The 22,418-nt window shown below is 69.9% G+C and carries 21 protein-coding genes; 14 read left to right on the top strand and 7 right to left on the bottom strand.

Going from position 1 to position 22,418, the window contains the following annotated elements; translation table 11 throughout:
• Positions 1 to 19 precede the first annotated feature (19 nt).
• Positions 20 to 859: a cytochrome c oxidase subunit II gene (gene coxB, locus ABS772_RS11850; RefSeq protein ID WP_238257946.1), complete on the bottom strand. Its 840-nt coding sequence runs from the start codon at positions 857 to 859 to the stop codon at positions 20 to 22.
• A gap of 255 nt (positions 860 to 1,114) precedes the next feature.
• Between coxB and fdhD the strand changes: the two genes are divergently transcribed.
• The gene (gene fdhD / locus ABS772_RS11845; protein ID WP_350394733.1) at positions 1,115 to 1,978 is read left to right on the top strand and encodes a formate dehydrogenase accessory sulfurtransferase FdhD; all 864 of its coding nucleotides are present in this window, start codon (positions 1,115 to 1,117) and stop codon (positions 1,976 to 1,978) included.
• A 26-nt stretch (positions 1,979 to 2,004) separates the two neighbouring features.
• Here fdhD and ABS772_RS11840 read toward each other — a convergent pair whose 3' ends face one another.
• Positions 2,005 to 3,048, bottom strand: a complete 1,044-nt coding sequence (locus tag ABS772_RS11840; RefSeq protein WP_350394728.1) for a hypothetical protein — start codon at positions 3,046 to 3,048, stop codon at positions 2,005 to 2,007.
• Between the two features lie 623 nt (positions 3,049 to 3,671).
• Between ABS772_RS11840 and gltB the strand changes: the two genes are divergently transcribed.
• The 6 genes from gltB (at position 3,672) to ABS772_RS11810 (ending at position 11,398) form a co-directional block, all read left to right on the top strand.
• Entirely contained in the window at positions 3,672 to 8,405 is a 4,734-nt protein-coding gene (gltB, locus tag ABS772_RS11835; protein WP_350394724.1) for a glutamate synthase large subunit, read from the top strand.
• A 15-nt stretch (positions 8,406 to 8,420) separates the two neighbouring features.
• Positions 8,421 to 8,657 (top strand): antitoxin, encoded by a 237-nt coding sequence (locus ABS772_RS11830; RefSeq protein WP_350394721.1) that lies wholly within the window; start codon positions 8,421 to 8,423, stop codon positions 8,655 to 8,657.
• The gene (locus tag ABS772_RS11825; RefSeq protein ID WP_350394717.1) at positions 8,658 to 9,059 is read left to right on the top strand and encodes a type II toxin-antitoxin system VapC family toxin; all 402 of its coding nucleotides are present in this window, start codon (positions 8,658 to 8,660) and stop codon (positions 9,057 to 9,059) included. It abuts the gene before it with no gap.
• Between the two features lie 68 nt (positions 9,060 to 9,127).
• A complete protein-coding gene (locus ABS772_RS11820) occupies positions 9,128 to 10,561 on the top strand; it encodes a glutamate synthase subunit beta (protein WP_350394714.1) in 1,434 nt (477 codons plus the stop codon).
• Positions 10,562 to 10,708: 147 nt separating this feature from the next.
• Complete coding sequence (locus tag ABS772_RS11815; protein ID WP_238258278.1) at positions 10,709 to 10,948, top strand: type II toxin-antitoxin system Phd/YefM family antitoxin; 240 nt, start codon at positions 10,709 to 10,711, stop codon at positions 10,946 to 10,948.
• Between the two features lie 3 nt (positions 10,949 to 10,951).
• Positions 10,952 to 11,398: a type II toxin-antitoxin system VapC family toxin gene (locus ABS772_RS11810; RefSeq protein WP_350394708.1), complete on the top strand. Its 447-nt coding sequence runs from the start codon at positions 10,952 to 10,954 to the stop codon at positions 11,396 to 11,398.
• 45 nt (positions 11,399 to 11,443) lie between these two features.
• Here the strand turns inward: ABS772_RS11810 and ABS772_RS11805 are convergent, their stop codons facing one another.
• From ABS772_RS11805 to galE, 3 genes are all read right to left on the bottom strand, one after another.
• Positions 11,444 to 12,880, bottom strand: a complete 1,437-nt coding sequence (locus tag ABS772_RS11805) for an SGNH/GDSL hydrolase family protein (protein ID WP_350394705.1) — start codon at positions 12,878 to 12,880, stop codon at positions 11,444 to 11,446.
• An 82-nt stretch (positions 12,881 to 12,962) separates the two neighbouring features.
• Positions 12,963 to 14,144 carry a lytic murein transglycosylase gene (locus ABS772_RS11800; protein ID WP_350394702.1) on the bottom strand — a complete coding sequence of 394 codons (1,182 nt, stop codon included), beginning with the start codon at positions 14,142 to 14,144 and terminating at the stop codon, positions 12,963 to 12,965.
• The gene (gene galE, locus ABS772_RS11795; protein WP_350394698.1) at positions 14,141 to 15,133 is read right to left on the bottom strand and encodes a UDP-glucose 4-epimerase GalE; all 993 of its coding nucleotides are present in this window, start codon (positions 15,131 to 15,133) and stop codon (positions 14,141 to 14,143) included. Before galE ends, ABS772_RS11800 begins: the two co-directional genes overlap by 4 nt.
• 169 nt (positions 15,134 to 15,302) lie before the next feature.
• Here galE and galU point away from each other — a divergent pair, with 169 nt between their 5' ends.
• Positions 15,303 to 16,169 carry a UTP--glucose-1-phosphate uridylyltransferase GalU gene (galU, locus tag ABS772_RS11790; protein ID WP_238254512.1) on the top strand — a complete coding sequence of 289 codons (867 nt, stop codon included), beginning with the start codon at positions 15,303 to 15,305 and terminating at the stop codon, positions 16,167 to 16,169.
• 332 nt (positions 16,170 to 16,501) lie between these two features.
• Here the strand turns inward: galU and ABS772_RS11785 are convergent, their stop codons facing one another.
• Positions 16,502 to 17,398, bottom strand: coding sequence for an N-formylglutamate amidohydrolase (locus ABS772_RS11785; RefSeq protein WP_350394692.1), 897 nt, complete (start codon positions 17,396 to 17,398; stop codon positions 16,502 to 16,504).
• 306 nt (positions 17,399 to 17,704) lie between these two features.
• Between ABS772_RS11785 and cpdR the strand changes: the two genes are divergently transcribed.
• The 4 genes from cpdR to ABS772_RS11765 all read left to right on the top strand — a co-directional run bounded on the left by cpdR (position 17,705) and on the right by ABS772_RS11765 (position 19,774).
• The gene (cpdR, locus tag ABS772_RS11780) at positions 17,705 to 18,061 is read left to right on the top strand and encodes a cell cycle two-component system response regulator CpdR (protein ID WP_003603128.1); all 357 of its coding nucleotides are present in this window, start codon (positions 17,705 to 17,707) and stop codon (positions 18,059 to 18,061) included.
• Between the two features lie 119 nt (positions 18,062 to 18,180).
• A complete protein-coding gene (grxC, locus tag ABS772_RS11775) occupies positions 18,181 to 18,438 on the top strand; it encodes a glutaredoxin 3 (RefSeq protein ID WP_238254510.1) in 258 nt (85 codons plus the stop codon).
• The gene (locus ABS772_RS11770) at positions 18,435 to 19,280 is read left to right on the top strand and encodes a carbon-nitrogen hydrolase family protein (RefSeq protein WP_350394690.1); all 846 of its coding nucleotides are present in this window, start codon (positions 18,435 to 18,437) and stop codon (positions 19,278 to 19,280) included. The genes grxC and ABS772_RS11770 overlap by 4 nt, the downstream gene beginning before the upstream one ends.
• Positions 19,281 to 19,300: 20 nt before the next feature.
• Positions 19,301 to 19,774, top strand: a complete 474-nt coding sequence (locus tag ABS772_RS11765; protein ID WP_350394687.1) for a DUF1178 family protein — start codon at positions 19,301 to 19,303, stop codon at positions 19,772 to 19,774.
• A 22-nt stretch (positions 19,775 to 19,796) separates the two neighbouring features.
• Here ABS772_RS11765 and ABS772_RS11760 read toward each other — a convergent pair whose 3' ends face one another.
• Entirely contained in the window at positions 19,797 to 20,864 is a 1,068-nt protein-coding gene (locus ABS772_RS11760) for a PAS domain-containing protein (RefSeq protein WP_238254507.1), read from the bottom strand.
• A 163-nt stretch (positions 20,865 to 21,027) separates the two neighbouring features.
• On the opposite strand from ABS772_RS11760, the gene msrA reads away from it, so the two are divergent.
• Positions 21,028 to 21,687, top strand: a complete 660-nt coding sequence (msrA, locus tag ABS772_RS11755; RefSeq protein WP_350394682.1) for a peptide-methionine (S)-S-oxide reductase MsrA — start codon at positions 21,028 to 21,030, stop codon at positions 21,685 to 21,687.
• A 105-nt stretch (positions 21,688 to 21,792) separates the two neighbouring features.
• The gene (locus tag ABS772_RS11750; RefSeq protein WP_238254505.1) at positions 21,793 to 22,296 is read left to right on the top strand and encodes a TIGR00645 family protein; all 504 of its coding nucleotides are present in this window, start codon (positions 21,793 to 21,795) and stop codon (positions 22,294 to 22,296) included.
• Positions 22,297 to 22,418 lie beyond the last annotated feature (122 nt).

Below are 22,418 nucleotides of genomic sequence, written 5' to 3'. Positions count from 1 at the left end.
GCGCCGGCACGGGAAAGCGTCAGCGGGCGTCCGCGAGGCGCGCGCCGTTGTCGATGGCGGCGTACTTGGTCTTCGCCTCGGTCAGCCACTCGGCATAGGCCTGCTCGCTGACCACGCGCACGGTGATCGGCATGTAGGCGTGACGGGCGCCGCACAGCTCGGAGCACTGGCCGTGATAGGTGCCCTCGCGGTCGGCCTTGAACCACCACTGGTTCAGGCGGCCGGGGATCGCGTCGATCTTGCCGCCGAAGGAGGGGATCGCCCAGGAGTGGATGACGTCGTCCGAGGTCACCTGCACCTTCACGATCTTGCCGACCGGCACGACCATGTCGTTGTCGGTGGCGAGAAGCTTCGGCTGCTGCTCCTCGTCGACGTTGGCATCGAAGGTGAAGCCGCCCTTGTCGCCCTCGGCCGGGTAGACGTAGGACCAGTACCAGGCGTGGCCGACCACCTTGACCACGACGTCGGCCTTCGGGTCCGAGAGCTGCGTGCGCAGGGTGCGGAACGAGGGAATCGCCACCGCCACGAGGATCAGGACCGGGATGATGGTCCAGGCCACCTCGATCATCGTGTTGTGCGTGGTGCGCGACGGCGTGGGGTTCGTCTTCTCGTTGAACTTGAAGACGCAGTAGAGAATGAGGCCGAGAACGAAGACCGAGATCGCGAAGGCGAGCCAGTGCAGCCCGTGCTCGAAATTGAGGAGGTCGGCGGCCTCGGCCGTGACCGGGATCTGACGGCTCATCTGCCACGGCTCGGGCTGACCGATTCCGGCCGCGAGAGCGGAGGAGGACGAACCGAGGAGAGCGCCGAGCGCGGCGAGCCCCCACGATGACCGATGTTGCACCTGCGTCGTCCGCATATCCCCGCTTGGCTCCCCTGATGCCTATGGTTTGTTTGCCCTTGAATTTGCCGACCGGCGTCGCAAATCCGAGGACTGCCCGAGCTTGTCGCGGGCCTTGCCGGTTCCGGCGTGACCGTATCGCTGCCGGATGGGCGGTTGCGACGTAGAACCATACTGATCGTAAAACCGCAACCGCAACAGCGTCGCTAAGCGTCGCTTGGACGCGGCGGCAGGGTTGCGCGACGGGCAATTTGGCTGCTTCTGGGGATACGGATGCAGGATCTCAGCCGTAATTCTGAATACGATGTCGGCGACGGGCCTCCTGCGACGTCGATCAAGGTCGGAACGCTCGTCGTCGCCTACGACGCGCCCGAGGCGCGGCCCGACGCCCGCGCGCTCGCCGTCGAGATGCCGGTCAACGTCGTCTACGGCACCGTGCCCTACGCGGTGATGATGCTGACGCCGGCCGACCTCGAGGACTTCGCCTACGGCTTCAGCCTCACCGAGGGCGTGATCGAGTCGCCCGACGAGATCCGCGGCGTCGCCGTCGAGCCCGGCGAAGGCGGCCTGCGGCTCCTGGTCGATCTCGCCCCGGGGCGGCTGCGCGAGCACCTCGCCCGCAAGCGCGCGATCAGCGGACGCACCGGCTGCGGCGTGTGCGGCATCGAGGATCTCTCCGCCCTGCCGACCGCCCGGACCCGTTCGGGAAAAGGTCCGCAGGTGACGCTGGCGGCGATCCAGACGGCGCTGACGGCCCTCTCCGACCGCCAGACCCTGAACCGGGAGACCCGCGCGGTCCACGCCGCCGGCTGGGCCGGGCTCGACGGGGCCCTGTCCGCGGTGCGCGAGGATGTCGGCCGCCACAATGCTCTGGATAAGTGCATCGGCGCGCTGCTGCGCCGGGGCGTGCGGCCGGACGAGGGTTTCCTCGTCATCACCAGCCGCTGCTCCTTCGAGATGGCGGAGAAGGCCGCGACGCTCGGCGCCTCGGTCCTGGTGGCGATCTCCGCCCCGACTTCGCTCGCCATCGAGCGGGCACGCTGCCACGACATGACGCTCTGCGCCATCGCCCGCTCCGACACGCTCACCGTGTTCTCCGGGCGTGAGCGACTGCTGCTGGCGGGGGAGGGCGGCTGAGCCGCCGCTCCCGCCCGGGGATCGCCTTACTCGGTGCCGCCGGCCTCGCCGGCCCCGCCGGGAACCACCGTCGCGCCGCCGATCACCCGCACGTTCTTGCGCGAACCGTCGGCCGGCGGATCCTGCCAGCCCTTGCCCGCGGCCGGCGCCGGCTTCGACTCGGCGGTCCTGGCGGGCTCCGTCGCGGCGTCCTTGGAGGCGTCCTTGGCCGGCTCCGGCTTGGCGGCTTCGGCCTTGCCGGTCTCCGGCCGCGGCGTGTTCGCCTTCGGCTCGACCGCCTTGGCCTCCTTCGCCTCCGGCTTGGCCGGCTCGGATTTGGCGGCCGGCGTCATCCCGGAGGATCCGGCGGGGCCGGACCGGAGCGACGGCTCGGGAGCGGACGGGGCGATTCGCGCCTGGGACGGGAGCTTGGGCGTCGGCGCAGTCCGGGCCGCCGCGCGACGCGGCGCCTCCTGGCGGCCGACCGCGTCGGGATTGACCCCGAGGGGATTGGACTCGGGCCGCGCGGCCGGCGGCACGCGCTCGATTCGGGCCTCGCGGGGCGCATCCCGCTCGCCGCCCAGGGGCGCATTGCGCAAACCAGGGACCGAGGGGATGTCGGCCGGCGGCACGATGCGCTCCGCCTCTCGGATCGGCCGGCGCGGACGCATGTCGTCCTCGGTCCAGCCGTAGCCGGGCGCCGCCGGACGGATCCGCTCGGAGGGATAGTAAACGCCGCCCAGCGGCTCGCGCCCGATCACGTCGCCCTCGCGGGCATCGACAACGAGCCGCAGCCGCTGGCCGCGGGGGCTCGTCGCCTCCACGCGGTAGTTCCGGCCGTCGTAACGGGGGCGGGCGATCTCGGTGAAGCCGCGGTCGCGCAGGTCGTCGACGACCTCCCGCGGCGGCAGCAGGCCGGCATCCTCGAAATAGACCGCCCGCGGCGGGCCGTACATCTCGCGGTAGAAGCCCTGGGCGGCGGCTCCGTGAAGGCCGGCCCCGGTCAGGAGCGCGGCGGCGAGCCCGAATCCGAGTCCGCGGCGCAGCGCCGCTGTCCGGACACGACCGATGGCATGACGGCTCGAAGCCATGGGGACCCCGCGAACCAAGCTTTAGCAGAGAGGAAGGTCCCGGGAGCCCGCTGTTGACCGCGGGTCCCCCGGCGTCACGGCAGACGCGATCCCCGCATTCCCTCCGTGCCGGCAAGGTTTTCTAAACGATTGAATGGGGCGACATTGCGGACCGGCCCGGAACCTGCCAGGGGCTTGGGGGCACCGCGGTGCCGCGGGGCACGCCTCGCGCCATTGAACCGCGGCTGCGCTGCGCGAATTCGACCCATGTTCAAAAGGCCGAAGGCGATGCCCGGCGGCCCCTTGCTGGAATGAATGAAATCTGGCAACGTCCGCCTATAGGACAGCAAGACTGTCCCATTTGTCGCGCTTACCTTTTTGTCGTGCTTGGCCGTCCGGCGAGCTTTGGGGATCCATCACGTGATCGACGTGACGTCCGAACGAGCTGATAAACCGGTGATCGCCAAGGCGATCCGGGCGAGCGCCGGCTGAGCGAGCCGGGGTTCAGCCCGCGGGTTGGCGGGCGATTCCGGCAGGAAGAACCCCATCTGACCCGACTTGAAATGACGGCGGCGGCCCGATCACCGTTGGTGTTCGGGCATGAAACATGCTCGCGTGCGGGCAGGGTCGGAGATCTGCGGACGATGCGTGAAATCCCGTCTGAACTGTCGGTGCCGGCCGTGATCGGCGAGACCGTGGCCCCCGAGACGGCCGCGCCCTCGCGCGCCGGGGCGAAGCCGCTCATCCTGCGCGATCCGGCTCTTCCGCTGGCGGAAGGCGCCTACGACCCCGCCCACGAGCGCGATGCCTGCGGCGTCGGCTTCGTCGCGGACATGCACGACCGGCGCAGCCACAGCATCGTCGAGCAGGGTCTGAAGATCCTGGAGAACATCGACCACCGCGGCGCCGTCGGCGCCGACCCGACCATGGGCGACGGCTGCGGCATCCTCACCCAGATCCCGCACGGCTTCTTCTCGGAGGAATGCTCGCGCCTCGGCTTCGAGCTGCCGCCCGCCGGCCAGTACGCCATCGGCCAGTTCTTCCTGCCGAAGGACGCGGATGCCCGCGCCGCCATCGAGGCGATCGTCGAGAAGACGCTCGCCGACGAGGGCCTGCCGCTGCTCGGCTGGCGCGACGTGCCGGTGGATTCGAGCGACCTCGGCAAGGCGGTGAAGGAGACCGAGCCGCACCACCGCCAGCTCTTCATCGGCTGCCCGGCCAGCGTCACCGATCAGGACGCCTTCGAGCGGCGCGTCTACATCGCCCGCAAGGTGATCTCGAACCAGGTCTACGGCCTCGACGACGCGCGGGTGAAGGCGTTCTACCCCGTCTCCGTGTCGAGCCGGACCATCGTCTACAAGGGCATGGTGCTCGTGCACCAGCTCGGCCACTACTATCTCGACCTCAAGGACCCGCGCTTCGTCTCGGCGCTGGCCCTCGTCCACCAGCGCTTCGCGACGAACACCTTCCCGACCTGGCGCCTGTCGCACCCCTACCGGATGGTCGCGCATAACGGCGAGATCAACACGCTGCGCGGCAACGTGAACTGGATGGCCGCGCGCCAGGCCAGCGTCGATTCGGAGCTGTTCGGCAACGACATCTCGAAGCTCTGGCCGATCTCCTACGAGGGCCAGTCCGACACCGCCTGCTTCGACAACGCCCTCGAGTTCCTCGTGCAGGGTGGCTACTCGCTCGCCCACGCGATGATGATGCTCATCCCCGAGGCCTGGGCCGGCAACCCGCTGATGGGCGAGGAGCGGCGCGCCTTCTACGAGTATCACGCCGCGCTGATGGAGCCGTGGGACGGCCCGGCAGCGGTCGCCTTCACCGACGGACGCCAGATCGGCGCGACGCTGGACCGCAACGGCCTGCGCCCCGCCCGCTACATCGTCACCGATGACGGCCTCGTCGTGCTCGCCTCCGAGATGGGCGTGCTGCCGATCCCGGACGAGAAGATCGTCCAGTCCTGGCGCCTGCAGCCGGGCCGGATGCTGCTGATCGACCTGGAGAAGGGCCGCATCGTCTCCGACGAGGAGATCAAGGGCGAGCTGGCCTCGGCGCATCCCTACGCCGAGTGGGTGAAGAACACCCAGATCGTGCTGGAGGATCTGCACCCGATCCAGCCGCGCGCCTCGCGCATGGACGTGTCCCTGCTCGATCGCCAGCAGGCCTTCGGCTACACCCAGGAAGACCTCAAGCTGCTCATGGCCCCCATGGCCGTGACCGGCCAGGAGGCGGTCGGCTCGATGGGTTCGGACACGCCGCTCTCGGCGCTCTCCGACAAGCCGAAGCTGCTCTACACCTACTTCAAGCAGAACTTCGCGCAGGTCACCAACCCGCCGATCGACCCGATCCGCGAGGAGGCCGTGATGAGCCTCGTCTCGTTTATCGGCCCGCGGCCGAACCTGCTCGACATGGAGGGTGCCTCCCGCCGCAAGCGGCTCGAGGTCCGTCAGCCGATCCTGACCAACGGCGATCTCGAAAAGATCCGCTCGATCTCGCATTTCGAGGACCGGTTCGACACCAAGACGCTCGACATCACCTACGCGGCCGAATCCGGCGCGGCGGCGATGGAGGGGGCGCTCGATCGCCTGTGCGACCGGGCCGAGGTCGCGGTGCGCGGCGGCTACAACATCATCATCCTGTCCGACCGGATGGTGGGGCCGGACCGCATCCCGATCCCGGCGCTGCTCGCCACCGCGGCCGTTCACAACTACCTGATCCGCAAGGGGCTTCGCACCTCGGTCGGACTCGTGGTCGAGTCGGGCGAGCCGCGCGAGGTGCACCACTTCGCCTGCCTCGCGGGCTACGGCGCGGAAGCCGTGAACCCCTACCTCGCCTTCGAGACGCTTGTTGCGATGAAGGACGAGTTCCCGCCGGACCTCACCGACGACGAGATCGTCTACCGCTACATCAAGTCGATCGATAAGGGCCTGCTCAAGGTCATGTCCAAGATGGGCATCTCGACCTACCAGTCCTATTGCGGCGCGCAGATCTTCGACGCGATCGGCCTGAACTCCGATTTCGTGGCCAAGGACTTCTTCGGCACGGCGACGACTGTCGAGGGCATCGGCATGGCCGAGGTCGCCCAGGAGACGGCCCTGCGCCACCAGGACGCCTTCGGCGACGCCCCGATCTACCGCAACGCCCTCGATGTCGGCGGCGAGTACGCCTATCGGCTCCGCGGCGAGACCCATACCTGGACACCCGACACCGTGGCGACGCTGCAGCACGCGGTGCGCCTCGGCGCGGCCGAGCGCTATCGCGAATACGCGCGGCTGGTGAACGAGCAGGAGAACCACCTCAAGACCCTGCGCGGTCTGTTCCGGATCAAGACCGCGGCCGATCTCGGCCGTCAGCCAATCGACATCGGCGCGGTCGAGCCGGCCGCCGAGATCGTGAAGCGGTTCGCCACCGGCGCGATGTCCTACGGGTCGATCTCGAAGGAGGCGCACGAGACGCTCGCCATCGCGATGAACTCGTTCGGCGGCCGCTCGAACTCGGGCGAGGGCGGCGAGGAGCCGCGCCGGTTCGTGCCGGGGCCCGACGGACGCTCGCGCCGCTCGGCCATCAAGCAGGTCGCCTCGGGCCGCTTCGGCGTCACGACCGAGTACCTTGTCAACGGCGACATGGTTCAGATCAAGGTGGCACAGGGAGCGAAGCCCGGAGAAGGGGGTCAGCTGCCCGGCCACAAGGTCGATGCCAAGATCGCCAAGGTCCGCTACGCGACGCCGGGCGTCGGCCTGATCTCGCCGCCGCCGCACCACGACATCTACTCGATCGAGGATCTGGCCCAGCTGATCTTCGACCTGAAGAACGTGAACCCGGCGGCCGACATCTCGGTCAAGCTGGTCTCCGAGGTCGGCGTCGGCACGGTCGCGGCGGGCGTCGCCAAGGCGCGCGCCGACCACATCACGATCTCTGGCTTCGACGGCGGCACGGGCGCGGCCCCGCTCACCTCGATCAAGCACGCGGGCGGCCCCTGGGAGACGGGTCTGGCCGAGACGCAGCAGACGCTCGTGATGAACGGGCTGCGCGGCCGCGTCGCGCTCCAGGCCGACGGCGGCATCCGCACCGGCAAGGACGTGATGATCGCGGTGCTGCTCGGCGCCGACCAGATCGGCTTCTCGACCGCGCCGCTGATCGCGGCCGGCTGCATCATGATGCGCAAGTGCCACCTCAACACCTGCCCCGTGGGTGTCGCCACCCAGGATCCGGTGCTGCGCAAGCGCTTCAAGGGGACGCCCGAGCACGTCATCAACTACTTCTTCTTCGTGGCCGAAGAGCTGCGGGAGCTGATGGCGGCGATGGGCTTCTCGAAGCTGGAGGACCTGATCGGCCGCTCCGACCTCCTCGACAAGCGCGAGGCGATCGAGCACTGGAAGGCCCGCGGCCTCGACTTCTCCAAGCTGTTCCACCGGCCCGAAGTCGGGCCGGAGGTGGCGATCCGCCATGTCGAGACGCAGCACCACCCGATCGACACGGTGCTCGACCGCCGCCTGATCGCGGGGGCCGAGAACGCCCTCGCAACCGGCGAGCCGGTCGTGCTCACCGACGTGATCCGCAACTCGGATCGCGCCGCGGGCGCGATGCTCTCCGGGGCGGTCGCCAAGAAGTACGGCCATGACGGCCTGCCCGACGACAGCATCGTGGTGCGGCTCAGCGGCACCGCCGGCCAGAGCTTCGGCGCGTGGCTCGCGGCGGGCGTCACCCTCGACCTCGTCGGCCACGGCAACGACTACGTCGGCAAGGGCCTGTCGGGCGGCAAGCTGATCATCCGTCCGAGCGACGCGCTGAAGGCGCCCCCCGCCCGCACGATCATGGCCGGCAACACCGTCCTCTACGGCGCGATCGCGGGCGAGTGCTACATCCGCGGTGCGGCGGGCGAGCGCTTCGCCGTGCGCAATTCCGGCGCCATCACCGTGGTCGAGGGCATGGGCGACCACGGCTGCGAGTACATGACCGGCGGCGTGGTGGTCTCGATCGGCGTGACCGGCCGCAACTTCGCGGCGGGCATGTCCGGCGGCATCGCCTACGTGCTCGACGAGGACGGCTCGTTCCGCGACCGCTGCAACCTGTCGATGGTCGATCTGGAGCCCGTGGAGGAAGAGGACGACATCATGCGCCGCTTCCACCAGGACGGCGACCTGGAGACCAAGGGCCGGGTCGACATCCTCGCCGACATGTCGGGTCACGACGAGGAGCGGCTGTCGCAGCTTCTCACCAACCACCTGAAGTACACGGGTTCGCCGAAGGCCAAGCAGATCCTCGACGATTGGGCGGGCCACCGCACCAAGTTCGTCAAGGTGATGCCGGTCGAGTATCGTCGGGCCCTGCGCGAGATGGAGATGGCGCGGATGCCGGTGGCGGCGGAGTAGGGAGGGCAGACGGCGATGGCCGAGCCGACGACGCGCGTGCGCCTCGTCCGGACCGCGAACGGACAGAGGCTCGACATCCCGCCCGGCTTCATGCTGGGCGGGGACGAGGCGGTTCTTCGCGCGGAGGGGGACCGCCTCGTGGTGGAGCCGGTCGCCGTCCCCTCTCTCCTGTCGGTGCTCGGCAGCCTCGACGATCTCGACGAGGATTGGCCGGACATCGAGGATGGACCGCCGGACGACGTCCGGCTCTGAATGCGGTATCTGCTCGACACCAACATCCTCTCGGCGCTGGTTCGCTCGCCGGGGGGACGGGTGACGGAGCAGATCCGGCGCGTCGGTGAGGCGCAGATTTATACGAGTGTCATCGTCGCGGCGGAACTTCGCTACGGCGCGGCACGCAAAGCCTCCGAGCGGCTGTCTCGACAGGTCGAGGCCGTGCTCGGATCGATCCCGATCGAATCCTGGCGCGAGCCGTTCGACCGGACCTACGCGGAACTGCGTCTCAGGCTCGAGCAAGCCGGGACGCCGATCGGTGCGAACGACGGGCTCATAGGGGCTCAGGCGCTGGCGGACGGCAGCGTCCTGGTGACGGACAACACGAGGGAGTTCGAACGGATCACCGGCCTGACGATCGAGAACTGGCTTCGGCCCTGATCGATCGGAATGTCACGGTGCGACGGATGGATCTCGCGACAGGCAAAGCGGTGCGATTGGACTGATCGATGGGCAAGGTCACAGGGTTCCTCGAATACGACCGGCAGGAGCAGAAGTATCAGCTCGCCGCCGACCGCGTTCGGCACTTCCGCGAATTCACGCTGCCGCTCGACGAGCACGACCTGTCCAAACAGGCCGCCCGCTGCATGGATTGCGGCATTCCGTTCTGCCACGGCCCGACCGGCTGCCCGGTCCATAACCAGATCCCCGACTGGAACGACCTCGTCTACCAGTCGGACTGGGAGGAGGCCTCGCGCAACCTCCACTCCACCAACAATTTCCCCGAGTTCACCGGCCGCATCTGCCCCGCGCCCTGCGAGGAGGCCTGCACGCTGAACCTCGAGAACCAGCCGGTCGCCATCAAGACGATCGAGCAGGCGATCGCGGACCGGGCCTGGAACATGGGCTGGGTCAAGCCCGAACCGTCGGCGACCCGCACCGGCAAGCGCGTGGCGATCGTCGGCTCCGGCCCCGCCGGCATGGCGGCGGCGCAGCAGCTCGCCCGGGTCGGGCACGACGTGCACGTCTACGAGCGCGAGCCCAAGGCCGGCGGCCTGCTCCGCTACGGCATCCCCGACTTCAAGATGGAGAAGCGCCACATCGATCGGCGCGTGAAGCAGATGGAAGCCGAGGGGGTCGTCTTCCACTACAAGGCCAATATCGGCGTGAACGTGCCGCTGGAGGAGCTGACGAGCCAGTTCGACGCCGTGCTGTTCTGCGGCGGCGCCGAGGATCCGCGCAACCCGCAGCTGCCGGGCCAGGAGCTCGACGGCGTGCACTACGCCATGCCCTATCTCGTGCAATCGAACCGCCGGGTCGGTGCCGAGCCGATGCCGGGCAACGGCGAGCTGCCGATCCTGGCGGCCGGCAAGAACGTCGTCGTCATCGGCGGCGGCGACACGGCGTCCGACTGCGTCGGCACCGCCTTCCGCCAGGGCGCGCTCTCGGTGACGCAGCTCGACATCCGCCCGCGCCCGCCGGAGCGCGAGGACAAGCTGACGGTGTGGCCCTACTGGCCGACCAAGATGCGCACCTCGTCGAGCCAGGCGGAGGGCGCCGAGCGCGAGTTCCAGGCGGCGACCCTGCGGCTCGAAGGCAACCGCAAGGGCCAGCTCACCGGCGTCGTCTGCGCCCGCGTGGACGAGCGGCGCCAGCCGGTGGAGGGCAGCGAGTTCGTGCTGCCGGCCGACCTCGTCTTCATGGCGATCGGCTTCGCCGGCTCGGTGCAGAAGGGTTTGGTCGAGGAATCTGGCGTCGCGGTCGACAAGCGCGGCAACGTCACCGCCAACGACGAGGACTACCTGACCTCGAACCCGAAGATCTACGTCGCCGGCGACATGCGCCGCGGCCAGTCCCTGGTCGTCTGGGCGATCCGCGAGGGCCGTCAGGCCGCCCGCTCGATCGACGAGGCGCTGATGGGCGCGACCGTCCTGCCGCGGTAGGCGGCCGTTTCCGGACGATCGGAGGGCCGTCGCAGCGATGCGGCGGCCCTTCCTTTTGGGCGGGCCCGAGGCGCGACTATGGGCGCAATAACGCTTGCAAGCGCGAGACGCGACCCTAATGTGACTACAATGGTCACGGAGGATTCGATGCAGGAGATCCAGCTTCGCGAGGCGAAGGCGACCCTGTCATCCGTTATCGATCAGGCTCGAAGGGGGCAGCCCTCGATCATCACGAGGCATGGGCGGCCCGAGGCCGTCGTGCTGAGCTTCGAGGAGTGGCAGCGATTGTCTCAGGTTCCGTCATTCGGCAGGCTGCTGATGACGGCTCCCCTGGAAGCGGACGATCTGCCGGTGCGCGACGGCGGATTCAGGGATGCGGAACTCTGACGCTTGTACCTTGTCGACACGAACGTGCTCTCCGCCGGAGCACCGACCAAGGCCGTCGCCGTCGAGGACGTCACGGCCTGGATGGAGCGCAACACCGCCGCCCTGTTTCTCTCGGTCGTCACGATCGCCGAGATCGAGGACGGCATCGCCAAGTGTCGGCGGGAGGGAGCGAGCCGCAAGGCCGACCGTCTGTCGGAATGGCTGGAGACACTCCTCCACCTCTACGCAGACCGGATTCTGCCGGTCGATCTCCAAACGGCACGGCACATCGGCGTCATGAGGGATCGTGCGAAGGGGCAGGGTCATGACCCCGGCTGGGCGGACCTCGCGATCGCCGCGACGGCCCGGCGCCACGCGTTCACGCTTCTGACGTGCAATCTCAGGCACTTCCGCCCGCTCGACGTGACGGCGCTCGATCCCTTCGAGGCGCTGCCCCCCGACATCGCCTGACACGGGCGTCCACGCCTCCGACCCACGCGGAGGGATCGGATCGCCTCACCCCGGCGGCCAGCGGAAATCGTCCGCCCGGCCGGGCTGGGGCAGGGGAGCGGCCCCCCGTTGCAGGCTGCGCTCGCGGGTGCCGGTGGCGTCGCCCTCCTGCGGGCGGCCGGTGAGCAGCGTGCCGCCGGGCGAGGTCTCGGTGCGGCCGAGCGGCACGACGGGCCCGGCCGCGGGCTTGACCGGCAGGCTCGGAATGCCGGGCGGCTCGGGCAGGCTCGGCAGCATCGCGGTGATCTTGCGGTCGATCGCCGCCGTGTCGTCGCTGCCGAGGCCGGCCCCGCCCTCGCCGGGCGTAGCCGCGATCGCGGCGGCGGGCTGCTCGGAGGGCAGGCCGCCCTTGGCGCCCATCAGGCGCTTCAGCTCGACATCGGCGAAGTGGGCGACCTTGCGCGCGCCGGCGGCGGTGAAGTGGATGCCGTCGGAGGTCCGCAGCCGCGCCTCCTGGCCGTCCACGTCGGGCCCCGACGCGGTGAAGCGGTTGCGGTCGTCGACGAAGCCCTGCCAGACCTCGGCATAGGACTGGCCGGCCCGCTGCACCCGCTCGCGCACGACGTCGTTGATCGCCGCGAAGTCGCGGCTCAAGGATTCGCTTCGAACCGGCGGCAGGCCGACCCAGACCAGTGGCACCTTGTGCTCGGCGAACACCTTCGCGACCGCATCGACCCGCGCGCCGTAGAGCTCGCGCCACTTGTCGGACAGCGCCTCGTAGCTCTGGTCGCCCTCGCGGATCGCCTGCCGGTCGTTCACGCCGACCATCATCAGGGCGTAGGACAGGTTGGGCGTCGCCTTGAGGAAATCCTCGGCGCTCTTGGCCCAATCGACCACGTCCTTGCGCACGAGGCCGCTATCGGCCTTCGAGCGGTCGAGCACCGCGATCTCGGCATTGTCGGTGAACGCCTCGTCGATGCCCTTGGCGAGGTAGCTCGCGAGCGAATCGCCGAACACGGCGATCTGGGTCGTCGGGGCCGTCTTCGGCACCTTGGCCTTGGGCTGCTGCGCCACCGTCGGCGCCGGGCTCGGCCGGCGGCGGCGGGCGGCGCGCTCCTCGTCCGAGCGGCCGGCGGCGGCGGGCGCCCGCGGGCGCGAGGGCCGGGCATAGCCCGGCGAGGGCTGCGGCGGTGGGGTCGGCTGGGCCCGCGGCTGATCCTCCCAGGGCCAGTAGAACTGGCGCGGCGCCTCCTGCGGCGGCGCGGCCCGTCGGGCGGGCGCCCGGCCGTACTCGTCGGCGTAGGCCCCCCGCGCCCGGCGGCGCGGCGGCGGCGCGTAGTACGGGTCGGCGGCGGGCGCGTCGTAGCTGTCGCCCCACTGCGCCGCGGCCGGCTGCGGCAGGACGGACCACGTCGCGGCGAGCCAGAGGGCCGCGAGGACGAGAAGGCCGAGGATCGCAGGGGAACGCGGGCACGCGGTGCGATCGGTCGGGCGACGGTGCATGCGCGAAGCCTCGATCGAAGGGGAGGGGCCGGGCTCGCCCGACCTCACATCCGCTCAGGATAGCGCCTCGGATCGTCCGCGTCTAAGGCCGCCCCTCCAGGCGCTCCAGCAGAGCCGGCCGGGCGTAGCCGTCCGCGGGCAATCCCTCGCGGATCTGGTACTGCCGCACCGCCTCGCGCAGCTTCGGACCGGCCCGCCCGTCCTGGTCGCCCGCGTAGAGGCCCCGTGCGGCGAGCCCCGCCTGGAGGCGCTTGAGACCCGGCCCGTCGAGGCGCGCGGCGCCGTTGGGCCAGGGCGCGGCCAGCGCCGGGCCGCCGGCCAGCCGGTCGGCGAGGTGGCCCACCGCCAGCGCGTAGGAATCGGAGGTGTTGTAGCCGCGGATCACCTCGAAATTGTCGGTGATGAGGAAGACCGGCGCCCCGAGGCCGCCGGGCAGGAACAGGCTCGCCTCGCCGCCCGCGGGCAAGGGCTTGCCGTCGGTGCGGCGCACGCCGCGGGCGGCGAAGTCGGCGAGCGGACCGCGATAGCGGGTCAGGTCGAAGTCCTTGGGCAGGCTGACCTCGTAGCCCCAGGAGAGGCCGGGCTTCCAGCCGAGCGAGCGCAGGTAATGGGCGATGGAGGCCAGAGAATCGGCCTCCGAGCGCCAGATGTCGCGCCGCCCGTCGCCGTCGAAATCGACCGCCTCCTTGAGGTAGACCGAGGGCAGGAACTGCACCTGCCCCATGGCCCCGGCCCAGGAGCCGACCATCCGAGCCGGCGCGATGTCGCCGTTCTCGAGGATCTGCAGGGCGGCCAGCAGCTCGTCGCGGAACAGGCTGCCGCGGTGCCGGGCGTAAGCCAGGCTCGCCAGCGCCCGGATCGTCGGCAGGGAGCCGGCGCTGGCACCGAAATCCGATTCGACGCCCCAGAAGGCCAGGACGATCGCGCGCGGAACGCCGGTCTTCGTCTCGATGGCGGCGAGCGTGGAGGCGAGCCGCTTGCCCTGGGCCTGCCCCTTGACGATGCGGGCGCCCGACGCCGCGCCGACGAGGTAGTCCCAGACCGGCCGGCTGAACTCGCCCTGGCGGCGGGTGCGGGCGACCACGTCCGGGTCGGGCCCGCCCAGGCCGGCGAAGGCGGCGTCGAACGTCCCCTGCGAGATGCCGCGGGCCGCGGCGTCGGATCGTAGGGAGGCGACGAAGCCGGAGAAATCGCCGTCCTGCGCGGCCGCCGGGCTCGCCAGCAGCGCGAGGGCGAGGACGAGGACCGCGCCGGGCGCCCTCACCGCCGGTTCCGCTTCGCCAGGGCGTCCTCCCAGGCGAGCGCCTGGGCGACGATGGCGTCGAGGTCGTCGTGCTTCGGGGTCCAGCCGAGCTCGTTGCGGATGCGGTCGGCGCCGGCGATGATCTGGGCCGGGTCGCCCGCACGGCGCGGCGACAGGCGCACCTCGAAGTCGCGGCCGGAGATGCGCTTGACCACCTCCACCACCTCCAGCACCGAATAGCCCCGGCCGTAGCCGCAATTGAGGGTCAGGCTCTCGCCGCCGCCCCGCAGGTGGTCGAGCACGGTCAGGTGCGCCGCGGCTAGATCCGAGACCTGGATGTAGTCGCGCAGGCACGAGCCGTCGCGGGTCGGATAGTCGGTGCCGAACACCTCCAGATGCGTGCGCTGCCCCAGCGCCGCCTGCGTCGCCACCTTGATGAGGTGGGTGGCGGCCGGCATCGATTGCCCGGAGCGCCCGCGGGGATCGGCCCCGGCCACGTTGAAGTAGCGCAGCACCCCGTAGGTGAAGCCGTGCGCCACCGCCGCGTCGGCGAGCATCCACTCGCTCATCAGCTTCGAGCGGCCGTAGGGGTTGATCGGGTTCGTCGCCAGCGTCTCGGGCACCGGCACGATCTCCGGCTCGCCGTAGACGGCGGCCGTCGAGGAGAAGATGAAGTGCTTCACATTCGTGCGCGAAGCGGTTTCGATCAGCGCGCGCGTCTTCACGGTGTTGGCGAGGTAGTAGCCGAGCGGATCGGCGACCGATTCGGGCACGACGATCTTGGCCGCGAAATGCGCGACCGCGTCGATCCGGTGGCGCAGGATCGTCTCGGTGACGAGGGCTTGGTCGGCCACGTCGCCGACGACGAGGCGCACCTCGGGCGGCAGCGCCCAGTCGTAGCCGGTCGAGAGATCGTCGAGGACCACGACCTCCTCGTGCCCGGCATCGACGAGCGCGAGCACCATGTGGCTGCCGATATAACCCGCGCCGCCCGTGACCAGAACCGCCATCGTCCCCCCCGCTCCGTCTTCCGCCATCCGGCGACCGAACATTCAAGCCTGTTTAGTGACGAAATCCTGCCAATCACACCCAAGCGGGGCTGTTGGCGGCGGCTCGCGTCCTATTTGATCTCGTCGATCAGGGCTTGCCCCGACACACGCCAAGAACGGGTCCCGCCACATGAAACGAATTCGCAAGGCCGTCCTTCCCGTCGCGGGCCTCGGCACGCGCTTCCTGCCGGCCACCAAGGCCGTGCCGAAGGAAATGCTCACCGTCGTCGACCGCCCCGTCGTCCAGCACGTCGTCGATGAGGCCCGCGAGGCCGGCATCGAGCACTTCATCTTCGTAACCGGCCGCGGCAAGGCGGTGATCGAGGATCACTTCGACATCGCGTTCGAACTCGACCACACCTTGCAGGAGCGCGGCAAGACGGCAGCCTACGAGGAGCTGAAGAAGGACCTCCCCAAGGCCGGGCAGACCAGCTTCACCCGCCAGCAGGCGCCGCTCGGCCTCGGCCACGCGGTCTGGTGCGCCCGCGAGATCGTCGGCGACGAGCCCTTCGCCGTGCTGCTGCCCGACATGCTGAGCCGCGGCTGCATGGGCCAGATGCTGAAGGCCTACGAGCAGCACGGCGGCAACGTCATCGCCGTGGAGGAGGTGAAGCCCGAGGAGACCCACCAGTACGGCATCGTCGCCGTGGGCGAGACCTTCGGCCAGACCTTCGAGATTACCGGCATGGTCGAGAAGCCGAAGCAGGGCACCGCGCCCTCGAACTTCATCATCTCCGGCCGCTACATCCTCCAGCCCGAGATCTTCTCGATCCTGGAGCGGGGCGAGAAGGGGGCGGGTGGCGAGATCCAGCTCACCGACGCCATGATCCGGCTGGCCGAGCAGCAGAAGTTCTACGGAATGCGCTTCGACGGGCGCACCTACGACACCGGCTCCAAGATCGGCTTCCTCACCGCCAACCTCGCCTACGGCCTGGAGCGGCCGGAACTGGCCGACGCCCTGAAGGCGGAGATCCGGGCGCTGTTGGGCGATGCCTGAGCCGGCATGATCCGACCCCGGCCCGGGACCGCCCCGGCCGCTTGTGTCGGCCCAAGGGAGACTGTGTGACGAGGGAGTGAAATCCGCCCATGCGAAAACGCCATCGAGCTATGCGCTGATCGCAGGTGAAAACGTTACCGTTTCCCTTGCGATTTGTGCGCCGCGATGCGATTTGTGCATTGCGAGATCGCGATGGCGTCGCGGTCCCGTAGCCCTTCTTGGGCGTTTCCTCCCTAGACTTCGGGCCGTCCTTCGGGGCGGCCTTTTTTCTTGGCTGATCGAGTCTCGGCCGCTCCAGCCTCGGGCGGCGCGAGGCCCCGGCTCCGGCGGGACTACTCGGCCGCCATGCGAGGGGCCGACACCTCCACCGTCTCGGCGGCGACCCCAGCAAAGACCTCGGCGAGATTGTCCGCGAGCGTCGCGAACCCGGCCGTCAGCGCCAGCGACTGCTCGTTCATGTAGAGCGCCCGGTTGATCTCGATCTGCAGCGCGTGCCGCCCGAGCCCCGGCTCGCCGTAATGCTCGGTGATGAAGCCGCCGGCATAGGGCTTGTTGCGCACCACCTTGTAGCCGAGCGCCCTCAGGCGGCTCTCGACGCCCTCCACCAGGGAGGGCAGGCAGGCCGTAGCGAAGCGGTCGCCGAGCACGAAGTCGGCCTGCGCGCTCTCGTCACGCCCCAGGCTCGACGAGGGCATCGAGTGGCAATCGATCAGGAAGGCCCGGCCGAAGGTCCGCGCCGTGCGATGGATGAGCCCGCGCAGGGTCCGGTGATAGGGCTTGTAGAGTGTCTCGATGCGCCGCACCGCCTCCTCCACCGGCAGCCGCTCCCGGTAGATCTCCTGCCCGTCGGCGACGATGCGCGGCACCGTGCCCAAGCCTCCGGCCACCCGCATGGAGCGGGTGTTGGCGTAGGAGGGCAGGCGGCCGGCGAACATGCGGGGGTCGAGCTCGTAGGGCTCGCGGTTCACGTCGAGATAGGCGCGGGGGAAGTTCGCCCGCATCAGGGGCGCGCCGAGGCCGACGACGGACGCGAACAACCGGTCGACATGGGCATCTTCCGAGCGGCGCAGGGCGAGCGCGTCGAGCCGGGACGAGGCGAGGAAGGAGACGGGGTAATGCGCGCCGGAATGCGGCGTGTTGAACACGAACGGGATCGCGTGCTGCGCCGGCTCGTCCACGACGAAGGGTGGATCGAACGCCTCGGGGCCGTCGGGCTGTGATGGGCTCATCGAGACGTGGGTGCCTGAGCATGGCGCGGAGGGAACATCGCGCCACTTTGCGGCGGCTCGCCCGCCCTGTCCACCATGCGCCGCACCGTGGCGCGAGAGGGACACGACGGGCGCTCCGGCCGCTGGGTGCGGCCCGGCACCGGGCAGGATTAATGCTCTGTTTACCAAGCCGACGCTTTATGAAATGAACACCACCGAGCGTCTCACACAAAGCTCCGGCTGCGCTGTCCTGCCCCGAAGGGAGATGGTAGCGACCGGTCGTTGCCGAGACACTCCAAAGGCGCATGGGCACCGGGACGCCGTTCGATGAAGATCCTGCTCGCGGAAGACGACAACGACATGCGCCGGTTTCTGGCCAAGGCGCTCCAGAACGCCGGCTACGACGTGCTGTCCTTCGACAACGGCCTGTCCGCCTATAACCGCCTGCGCGAGGAGCCGTTCGAGCTCCTGCTGACCGACATCGTCATGCCGGAGATGGACGGCATCGAGCTGGCGCGCCGCGCCACCGAGCTCGATCCCGACATCAAGGTGATGTTCATCACCGGTTTCGCCGCGGTGGCGCTGAACCCGGATTCCAAGGCGCCGAAGGATGCGAAGGTGCTCTCGAAGCCCTTCCACCTGCGCGACCTCGTCAACGAGGTCGAGAAGCTGCTGGCCGCCTGAGGCGCTCGCCGGGAGCCGGGGCGGCGTTCTTCCCGCGCTGTGGCCCGGCCGCAGTAGGAAGACGCCCGCGGCTCGCCTATATCCGTCGCTTCCCCTCTCCTCGGGCGCGCGACGGACCCATGCAGCCGGTCACGATCTACACCACGGCCTGGTGCCCCTATTGCTCGGCGGCCAAGAGCCTGCTGCGCGAGAAGGGCGTGTCCTTCCACGAGATCGACGTCGAGAAGACGGCGGGCGCCCGCGCGACCATGGTCCAGCGGGCCGGCGGGCGCACCTCGGTGCCGCAGATCTTCGTCGGCGACCAGCATGTCGGCGGCTGCGACGACCTCTACGCCCTGGAGCGGGCCGGCGACCTCGATCCCCTGCTCGCGGCATGACGGACCTGTCCGACCGCAAGCCGTTCGTCGCCGCCTGCGTGCAGATGCGCGGCGGGCGTGACCCGGCCGCCAACCGCGAGGCTGCGGTGGCGGCGGTGCGCGCGGCGGCGCGCCGGGGTGCGGCCTATGTGCAGACGCCGGAGACGACCTCGCTGATCGAGCGCGACCGCACGGCCCTGTTCGAGAAGGTCGGACCGCAGGAGCGCGACGCGACGCTTGCGGCGCTGCGCGAGGTTGCGCGGGCGGAAAAGATCGTTCTGCAGATCGGCTCGCTGGCGATCCGCGAGGGCGAGAGAATCGCCAACCGCGCCTTCCTGATCGACGCGGCGGGCGAGATCCAGGCGGCCTACGACAAGCTCCACCTCTACGACGTCGATCTGCCCAACGGCGAGAGCTGGCGGGAATCGGCGACCTATTCGGGCGGCGATTGCGCCGTCGTCGCCGAGACGCCCCTCGCCAGCCTCGGGCTGACGATCTGCTACGACATTCGCTTTCCCGCCCTCTACCGGGCGCTGGCCGAGGCCGGCGCCACGGTGATGACCGCGCCGGCCTGCTTCACCCGCCAGACCGGCGAGGCGCACTGGCACATCCTGCAGCGGGCGCGGGCCATCGAGACCGGCTCCTTCATGATCTCGGCGGCGCAGGGCGGGCGGCACGAGGACGGGCGCGAGACCTTCGGGCACTCGCTCATCGTCGATCCGTGGGGCCGCATTCTCGCCGAGGCCGAGGGCGACGCGCCGGGCCTCATCCTCGCCGAGATCGACCTCGCGCGGGTCGCGGAGGCGCGCGCCCGCATCCCCACCCTGTCCCACGCGCGCAGCTTCGGCGTGCGGCGCGCCTGAACGCTCCCCATCTCTCCCGCATGATCCGCTTCACCCTCGCCTGCGACTCGGGCCACCGGTTCGAGAGCTGGTTCCCGTCCAACGCGGCCTACGACGAACAGGCGGCCCGCGGCCTCGTGACCTGCCCGTTCTGCGACTCGCTCAAGGTCGCCAAGGCGCCGATGGCGCCCGCGGTGGCGCGCACCGATCGCGGCCGGGCCGAGGCTCCGGCGGCGCAGCTCCCCGTTCCCGCCGGGGCGGACCAGGCGCCGACGCCGATGATCGCCGAGCCGGAGCGGCAGTTGCGCGCCCTCCTGCGGGCCGTGCGCGAGCACGTGGTCGCGAGCGCCGAGCATGTCGGCGACCGCTTCGCCGACGAGGCGCGGGCGATCCATTACGGCGATGCCGAAGGGCGCCCGATCTACGGCGAGGCGAGTGCGCAGGAGGCGCGGGCGCTCGTCGAGGAGGGCATCGAGGTGATGCCTCTGCCGCCCGCCCCCGACGACCGGCACTGAGGTTCCGTCGGCGGCGTGAGGCTCAGGCCTCGATGCGCTGGGCCGGGAAGCGGAACGCGACGGTGGTGCCCGCCGGGTCCCGCGGCAGGACGCTGTTCGTGCCGCCGACCTGCCGGGTCAGGACGCTGATCAGGGTCGCCTCGAAGCTCCCGTCGGCCGCGGCGGACAGGCCGATCCCGTCATCCTCCACCGACACGATCAGATCGTCCCCGTCGCGACCGACGCGAAGGGCGAGCCGGCCGGCCCGCGACGGGAAGGCGTGGCGGATGGCGTTGGAGACCACCTCGTTGACGACCAGCGCGAGCGGTCCCGCCGCCTTCGGCCGGATCCGGAACGGTGCGAGATCGAGGTCGAGGGCGATGTCGCGCCGGCCCGACGCCTCGATCAGGGTCACGGCGATCTCGCGGGCGAGGTCGGCGAGATCGTGGCCCGCGGCGCTCTCCTCCTCCGAGGCGGGCTGGCGGTAGAGCGCGCCGAGGGCATCGACCCGCCCGATCGCCTCGGCGAGCGCCGCGCGCACCGCCGGATCCCGGCTGTTGCTGCTCTGAAGCGTCAGCATCGCCGAGATCATCTGGAGATCGTTGCGGGCGCGGTGCCCGATCTCGCTCAGCAGCAGCGCGTTGGCGTCGAGGGCCGCCCTGGTCCGGTCGCGCTCGGCGGCGAGGGCGTGGCGCTCGCTGACATCGAGCTGCGAGGCGAAGAAGAACAGGAGCGTGCCGTCCTCGTCGTGGACGGGGCTGATGTAGAGCGCGTTGTGGAAGGTCGAGCCGTCCTTGCGGTAGTTCAGAAGCTCGGCCTGGATGTCCGTCTCGTCACGGATCGCCGCGCGCAGCCGCGACACCGTGTCGAGATCCGTGCCGGGCCCCTGCAGGAAGCGGCAATTGCGCCCCATGACCTCCAGCCGCGCGTAGCCGGTCAGTCGCAGGAACGCGTCGTTGGCGTAGATGATCGGGTTGTCGAGCTGGCGCGGGTCGGTGATGATCATCGCCATCCGCGTCGCCCGCACGGACGCCGCGAAGGGATCGCCCCGGCTCGACCGGGCGCTCGTCCGGATCCGCTCGGCCAGCTGCCAGTCGTCGCCAGGCTCCATCCGCTCCCGATCGCTCCCCCGATGCAAGCCGCCGGGGCCGTGACCGCGCGTCCGACCCCGTCGCCAAAGCGGACGGCAATGACCATATCACGCGAATTCGAGCGTGATGCCAGCGGGTTCTACGGCTCCGCGCCGCGTCTCGCGATCACCAGAGGACACAGCGATGCTCCTGTTCCGCAAGCGACCCGAGATGCCGACGCCGTCCGAAGCGCTCCCCGGCCGGCCGCAGCCCCTGCCGACCGCCGAGCGCCACTTCGTCAACGGAAACCCGCTGAAGGGGCCCTATCCGGAGGGTGTCGAGACGATCGTGCTCGGGCTCGGCTGCTTCTGGGGGGCGGAGCGCAAATTCTGGCAGCTGCCTGAAGGCGTCCACGTCACCGCCGTGGGCTATGCCGGCGGCTACACGCCGAACCCGACCTACGAGGAGGTCTGCAGCGGCCTCACCGGCCACAACGAGGTCGTGCTCGTGGCCTACGACCCGGCCGTGCTGCCGCTGGAATCCGTGCTCAAGACCTTCTTCGAGAGCCACGATCCGACCCAGGGCTACCGCCAGGGCAACGACGTCGGCACGCAGTACCGCTCCGGCATCTACACGCGGGACGGGGCGCAGGCCGCCACGGCGCGGACCGTGCGGGACGCCTACGCGCGGGCCCTCGACGCGCGGGGCTTCGGGCCGGTCACGACGGAGATCGTGCCGCTCGACACCTTCTACTTCGCGGAAGAGTACCACCAGCAATACCTCGCCAAGAATCCCGGCGGCTATTGCGGGCTCGGCGGCACCGGCGTGTCCTGCCCCGTCGGCGTCGGCGTGGCGGCGGAGTGAATCCCCGCCCGGCCCCCGCGCGGCGGACCCAAGCGTGACCGTCTTGCGGGGCCGCGGCGCCCGTGCCACATCCCGGCCCGCTCGGAAGGCCGGGATCGAGAGACAATGCTGGAACGTGGCTTCGAACGCTTCCTCTTCGCCTGCCGCTGGCTGCTGGCGCCGTTCTACGCCGCGCTGACGGTCACCCTCGTCGTCCTGCTGGTCCGGGTCCTGATGGAGCTCGGCCACGTCGTCGCGCACACGCTGGACTCGACCGAATCGCAGACCATCCTCGGCGTGCTCGCCCTGGTCGACCTGACCTTCACCGCCTCGCTGCTGATCATCGTGATCTTCTCGGGCTACGAGAATTTCGTCTCGAAGTTCGATCACACCGACCACAAGGATTGGCCCACCTGGATGGGCACGATCGACTTCACCGGGCTCAAGCTGAAGCTGATCTCCTCCATCGTCGCGATCTCGGCGATCCAGCTCCTGAAGTCGTTTCTCGACGTGAAGAACTACAGCGACCGCGATCTCGCCTGGCTGGTGGGCATCCACATGGTCTTCGTGGTCTCCGGCCTGCTGATGGCTCTCACCGACCGGATCTCGGCCGGACACCACGAGAAGTAGTTTCTTGTCATTCCTACCGCGCGTGCAGCGGAGGGGGGTGTTGATGACGAGGAGCAACGACTAGTGGTGGGGGGTCGCGGAGATGGCGGGGAGGGAGGAGATCAGGGGGGGCTAGAGGCAGG

This window comes from Methylorubrum podarium (assembly GCF_040270385.1).
GTDB lineage: Bacteria > Pseudomonadota > Alphaproteobacteria > Rhizobiales > Beijerinckiaceae > Methylobacterium > Methylobacterium podarium.
This window is presented reverse-complemented; position numbering and strand designations above follow the sequence as displayed.

Coding starts and splice junctions, on each gene's coding strand:
- galU (WP_238254512.1), top strand. CDS start 15,303: ATGAAACGAATTCGCAAGGCCGTCCTTCCCGTCGCGGGCCTCGGCACG.
- ABS772_RS11770 (WP_350394690.1), top strand. CDS start 18,435: ATGACGGACCTGTCCGACCGCAAGCCGTTCGTCGCCGCCTGCGTGCAG.
- ABS772_RS11825 (WP_350394717.1), top strand. CDS start 8,658: ATGCGGTATCTGCTCGACACCAACATCCTCTCGGCGCTGGTTCGCTCG.
- msrA (WP_350394682.1), top strand. CDS start 21,028: ATGCTCCTGTTCCGCAAGCGACCCGAGATGCCGACGCCGTCCGAAGCG.
- ABS772_RS11820 (WP_350394714.1), top strand. CDS start 9,128: ATGGGCAAGGTCACAGGGTTCCTCGAATACGACCGGCAGGAGCAGAAG.
- fdhD (WP_350394733.1), top strand. CDS start 1,115: ATGCAGGATCTCAGCCGTAATTCTGAATACGATGTCGGCGACGGGCCT.
- cpdR (WP_003603128.1), top strand. CDS start 17,705: ATGAAGATCCTGCTCGCGGAAGACGACAACGACATGCGCCGGTTTCTG.
- ABS772_RS11750 (WP_238254505.1), top strand. CDS start 21,793: ATGCTGGAACGTGGCTTCGAACGCTTCCTCTTCGCCTGCCGCTGGCTG.
- ABS772_RS11815 (WP_238258278.1), top strand. CDS start 10,709: ATGCAGGAGATCCAGCTTCGCGAGGCGAAGGCGACCCTGTCATCCGTT.
- galE (WP_350394698.1), bottom strand. CDS start 15,133: ATGGCGGTTCTGGTCACGGGCGGCGCGGGTTATATCGGCAGCCACATG.
- ABS772_RS11840 (WP_350394728.1), bottom strand. CDS start 3,048: ATGGCTTCGAGCCGTCATGCCATCGGTCGTGTCCGGACAGCGGCGCTG.
- ABS772_RS11760 (WP_238254507.1), bottom strand. CDS start 20,864: ATGGAGCCTGGCGACGACTGGCAGCTGGCCGAGCGGATCCGGACGAGC.
- ABS772_RS11805 (WP_350394705.1), bottom strand. CDS start 12,880: ATGCACCGTCGCCCGACCGATCGCACCGCGTGCCCGCGTTCCCCTGCG.
- grxC (WP_238254510.1), top strand. CDS start 18,181: ATGCAGCCGGTCACGATCTACACCACGGCCTGGTGCCCCTATTGCTCG.
- ABS772_RS11830 (WP_350394721.1), top strand. CDS start 8,421: ATGGCCGAGCCGACGACGCGCGTGCGCCTCGTCCGGACCGCGAACGGA.
- ABS772_RS11765 (WP_350394687.1), top strand. CDS start 19,301: ATGATCCGCTTCACCCTCGCCTGCGACTCGGGCCACCGGTTCGAGAGC.
- gltB (WP_350394724.1), top strand. CDS start 3,672: ATGCGTGAAATCCCGTCTGAACTGTCGGTGCCGGCCGTGATCGGCGAG.
- coxB (WP_238257946.1), bottom strand. CDS start 859: ATGCGGACGACGCAGGTGCAACATCGGTCATCGTGGGGGCTCGCCGCG.
- ABS772_RS11785 (WP_350394692.1), bottom strand. CDS start 17,398: ATGAGCCCATCACAGCCCGACGGCCCCGAGGCGTTCGATCCACCCTTC.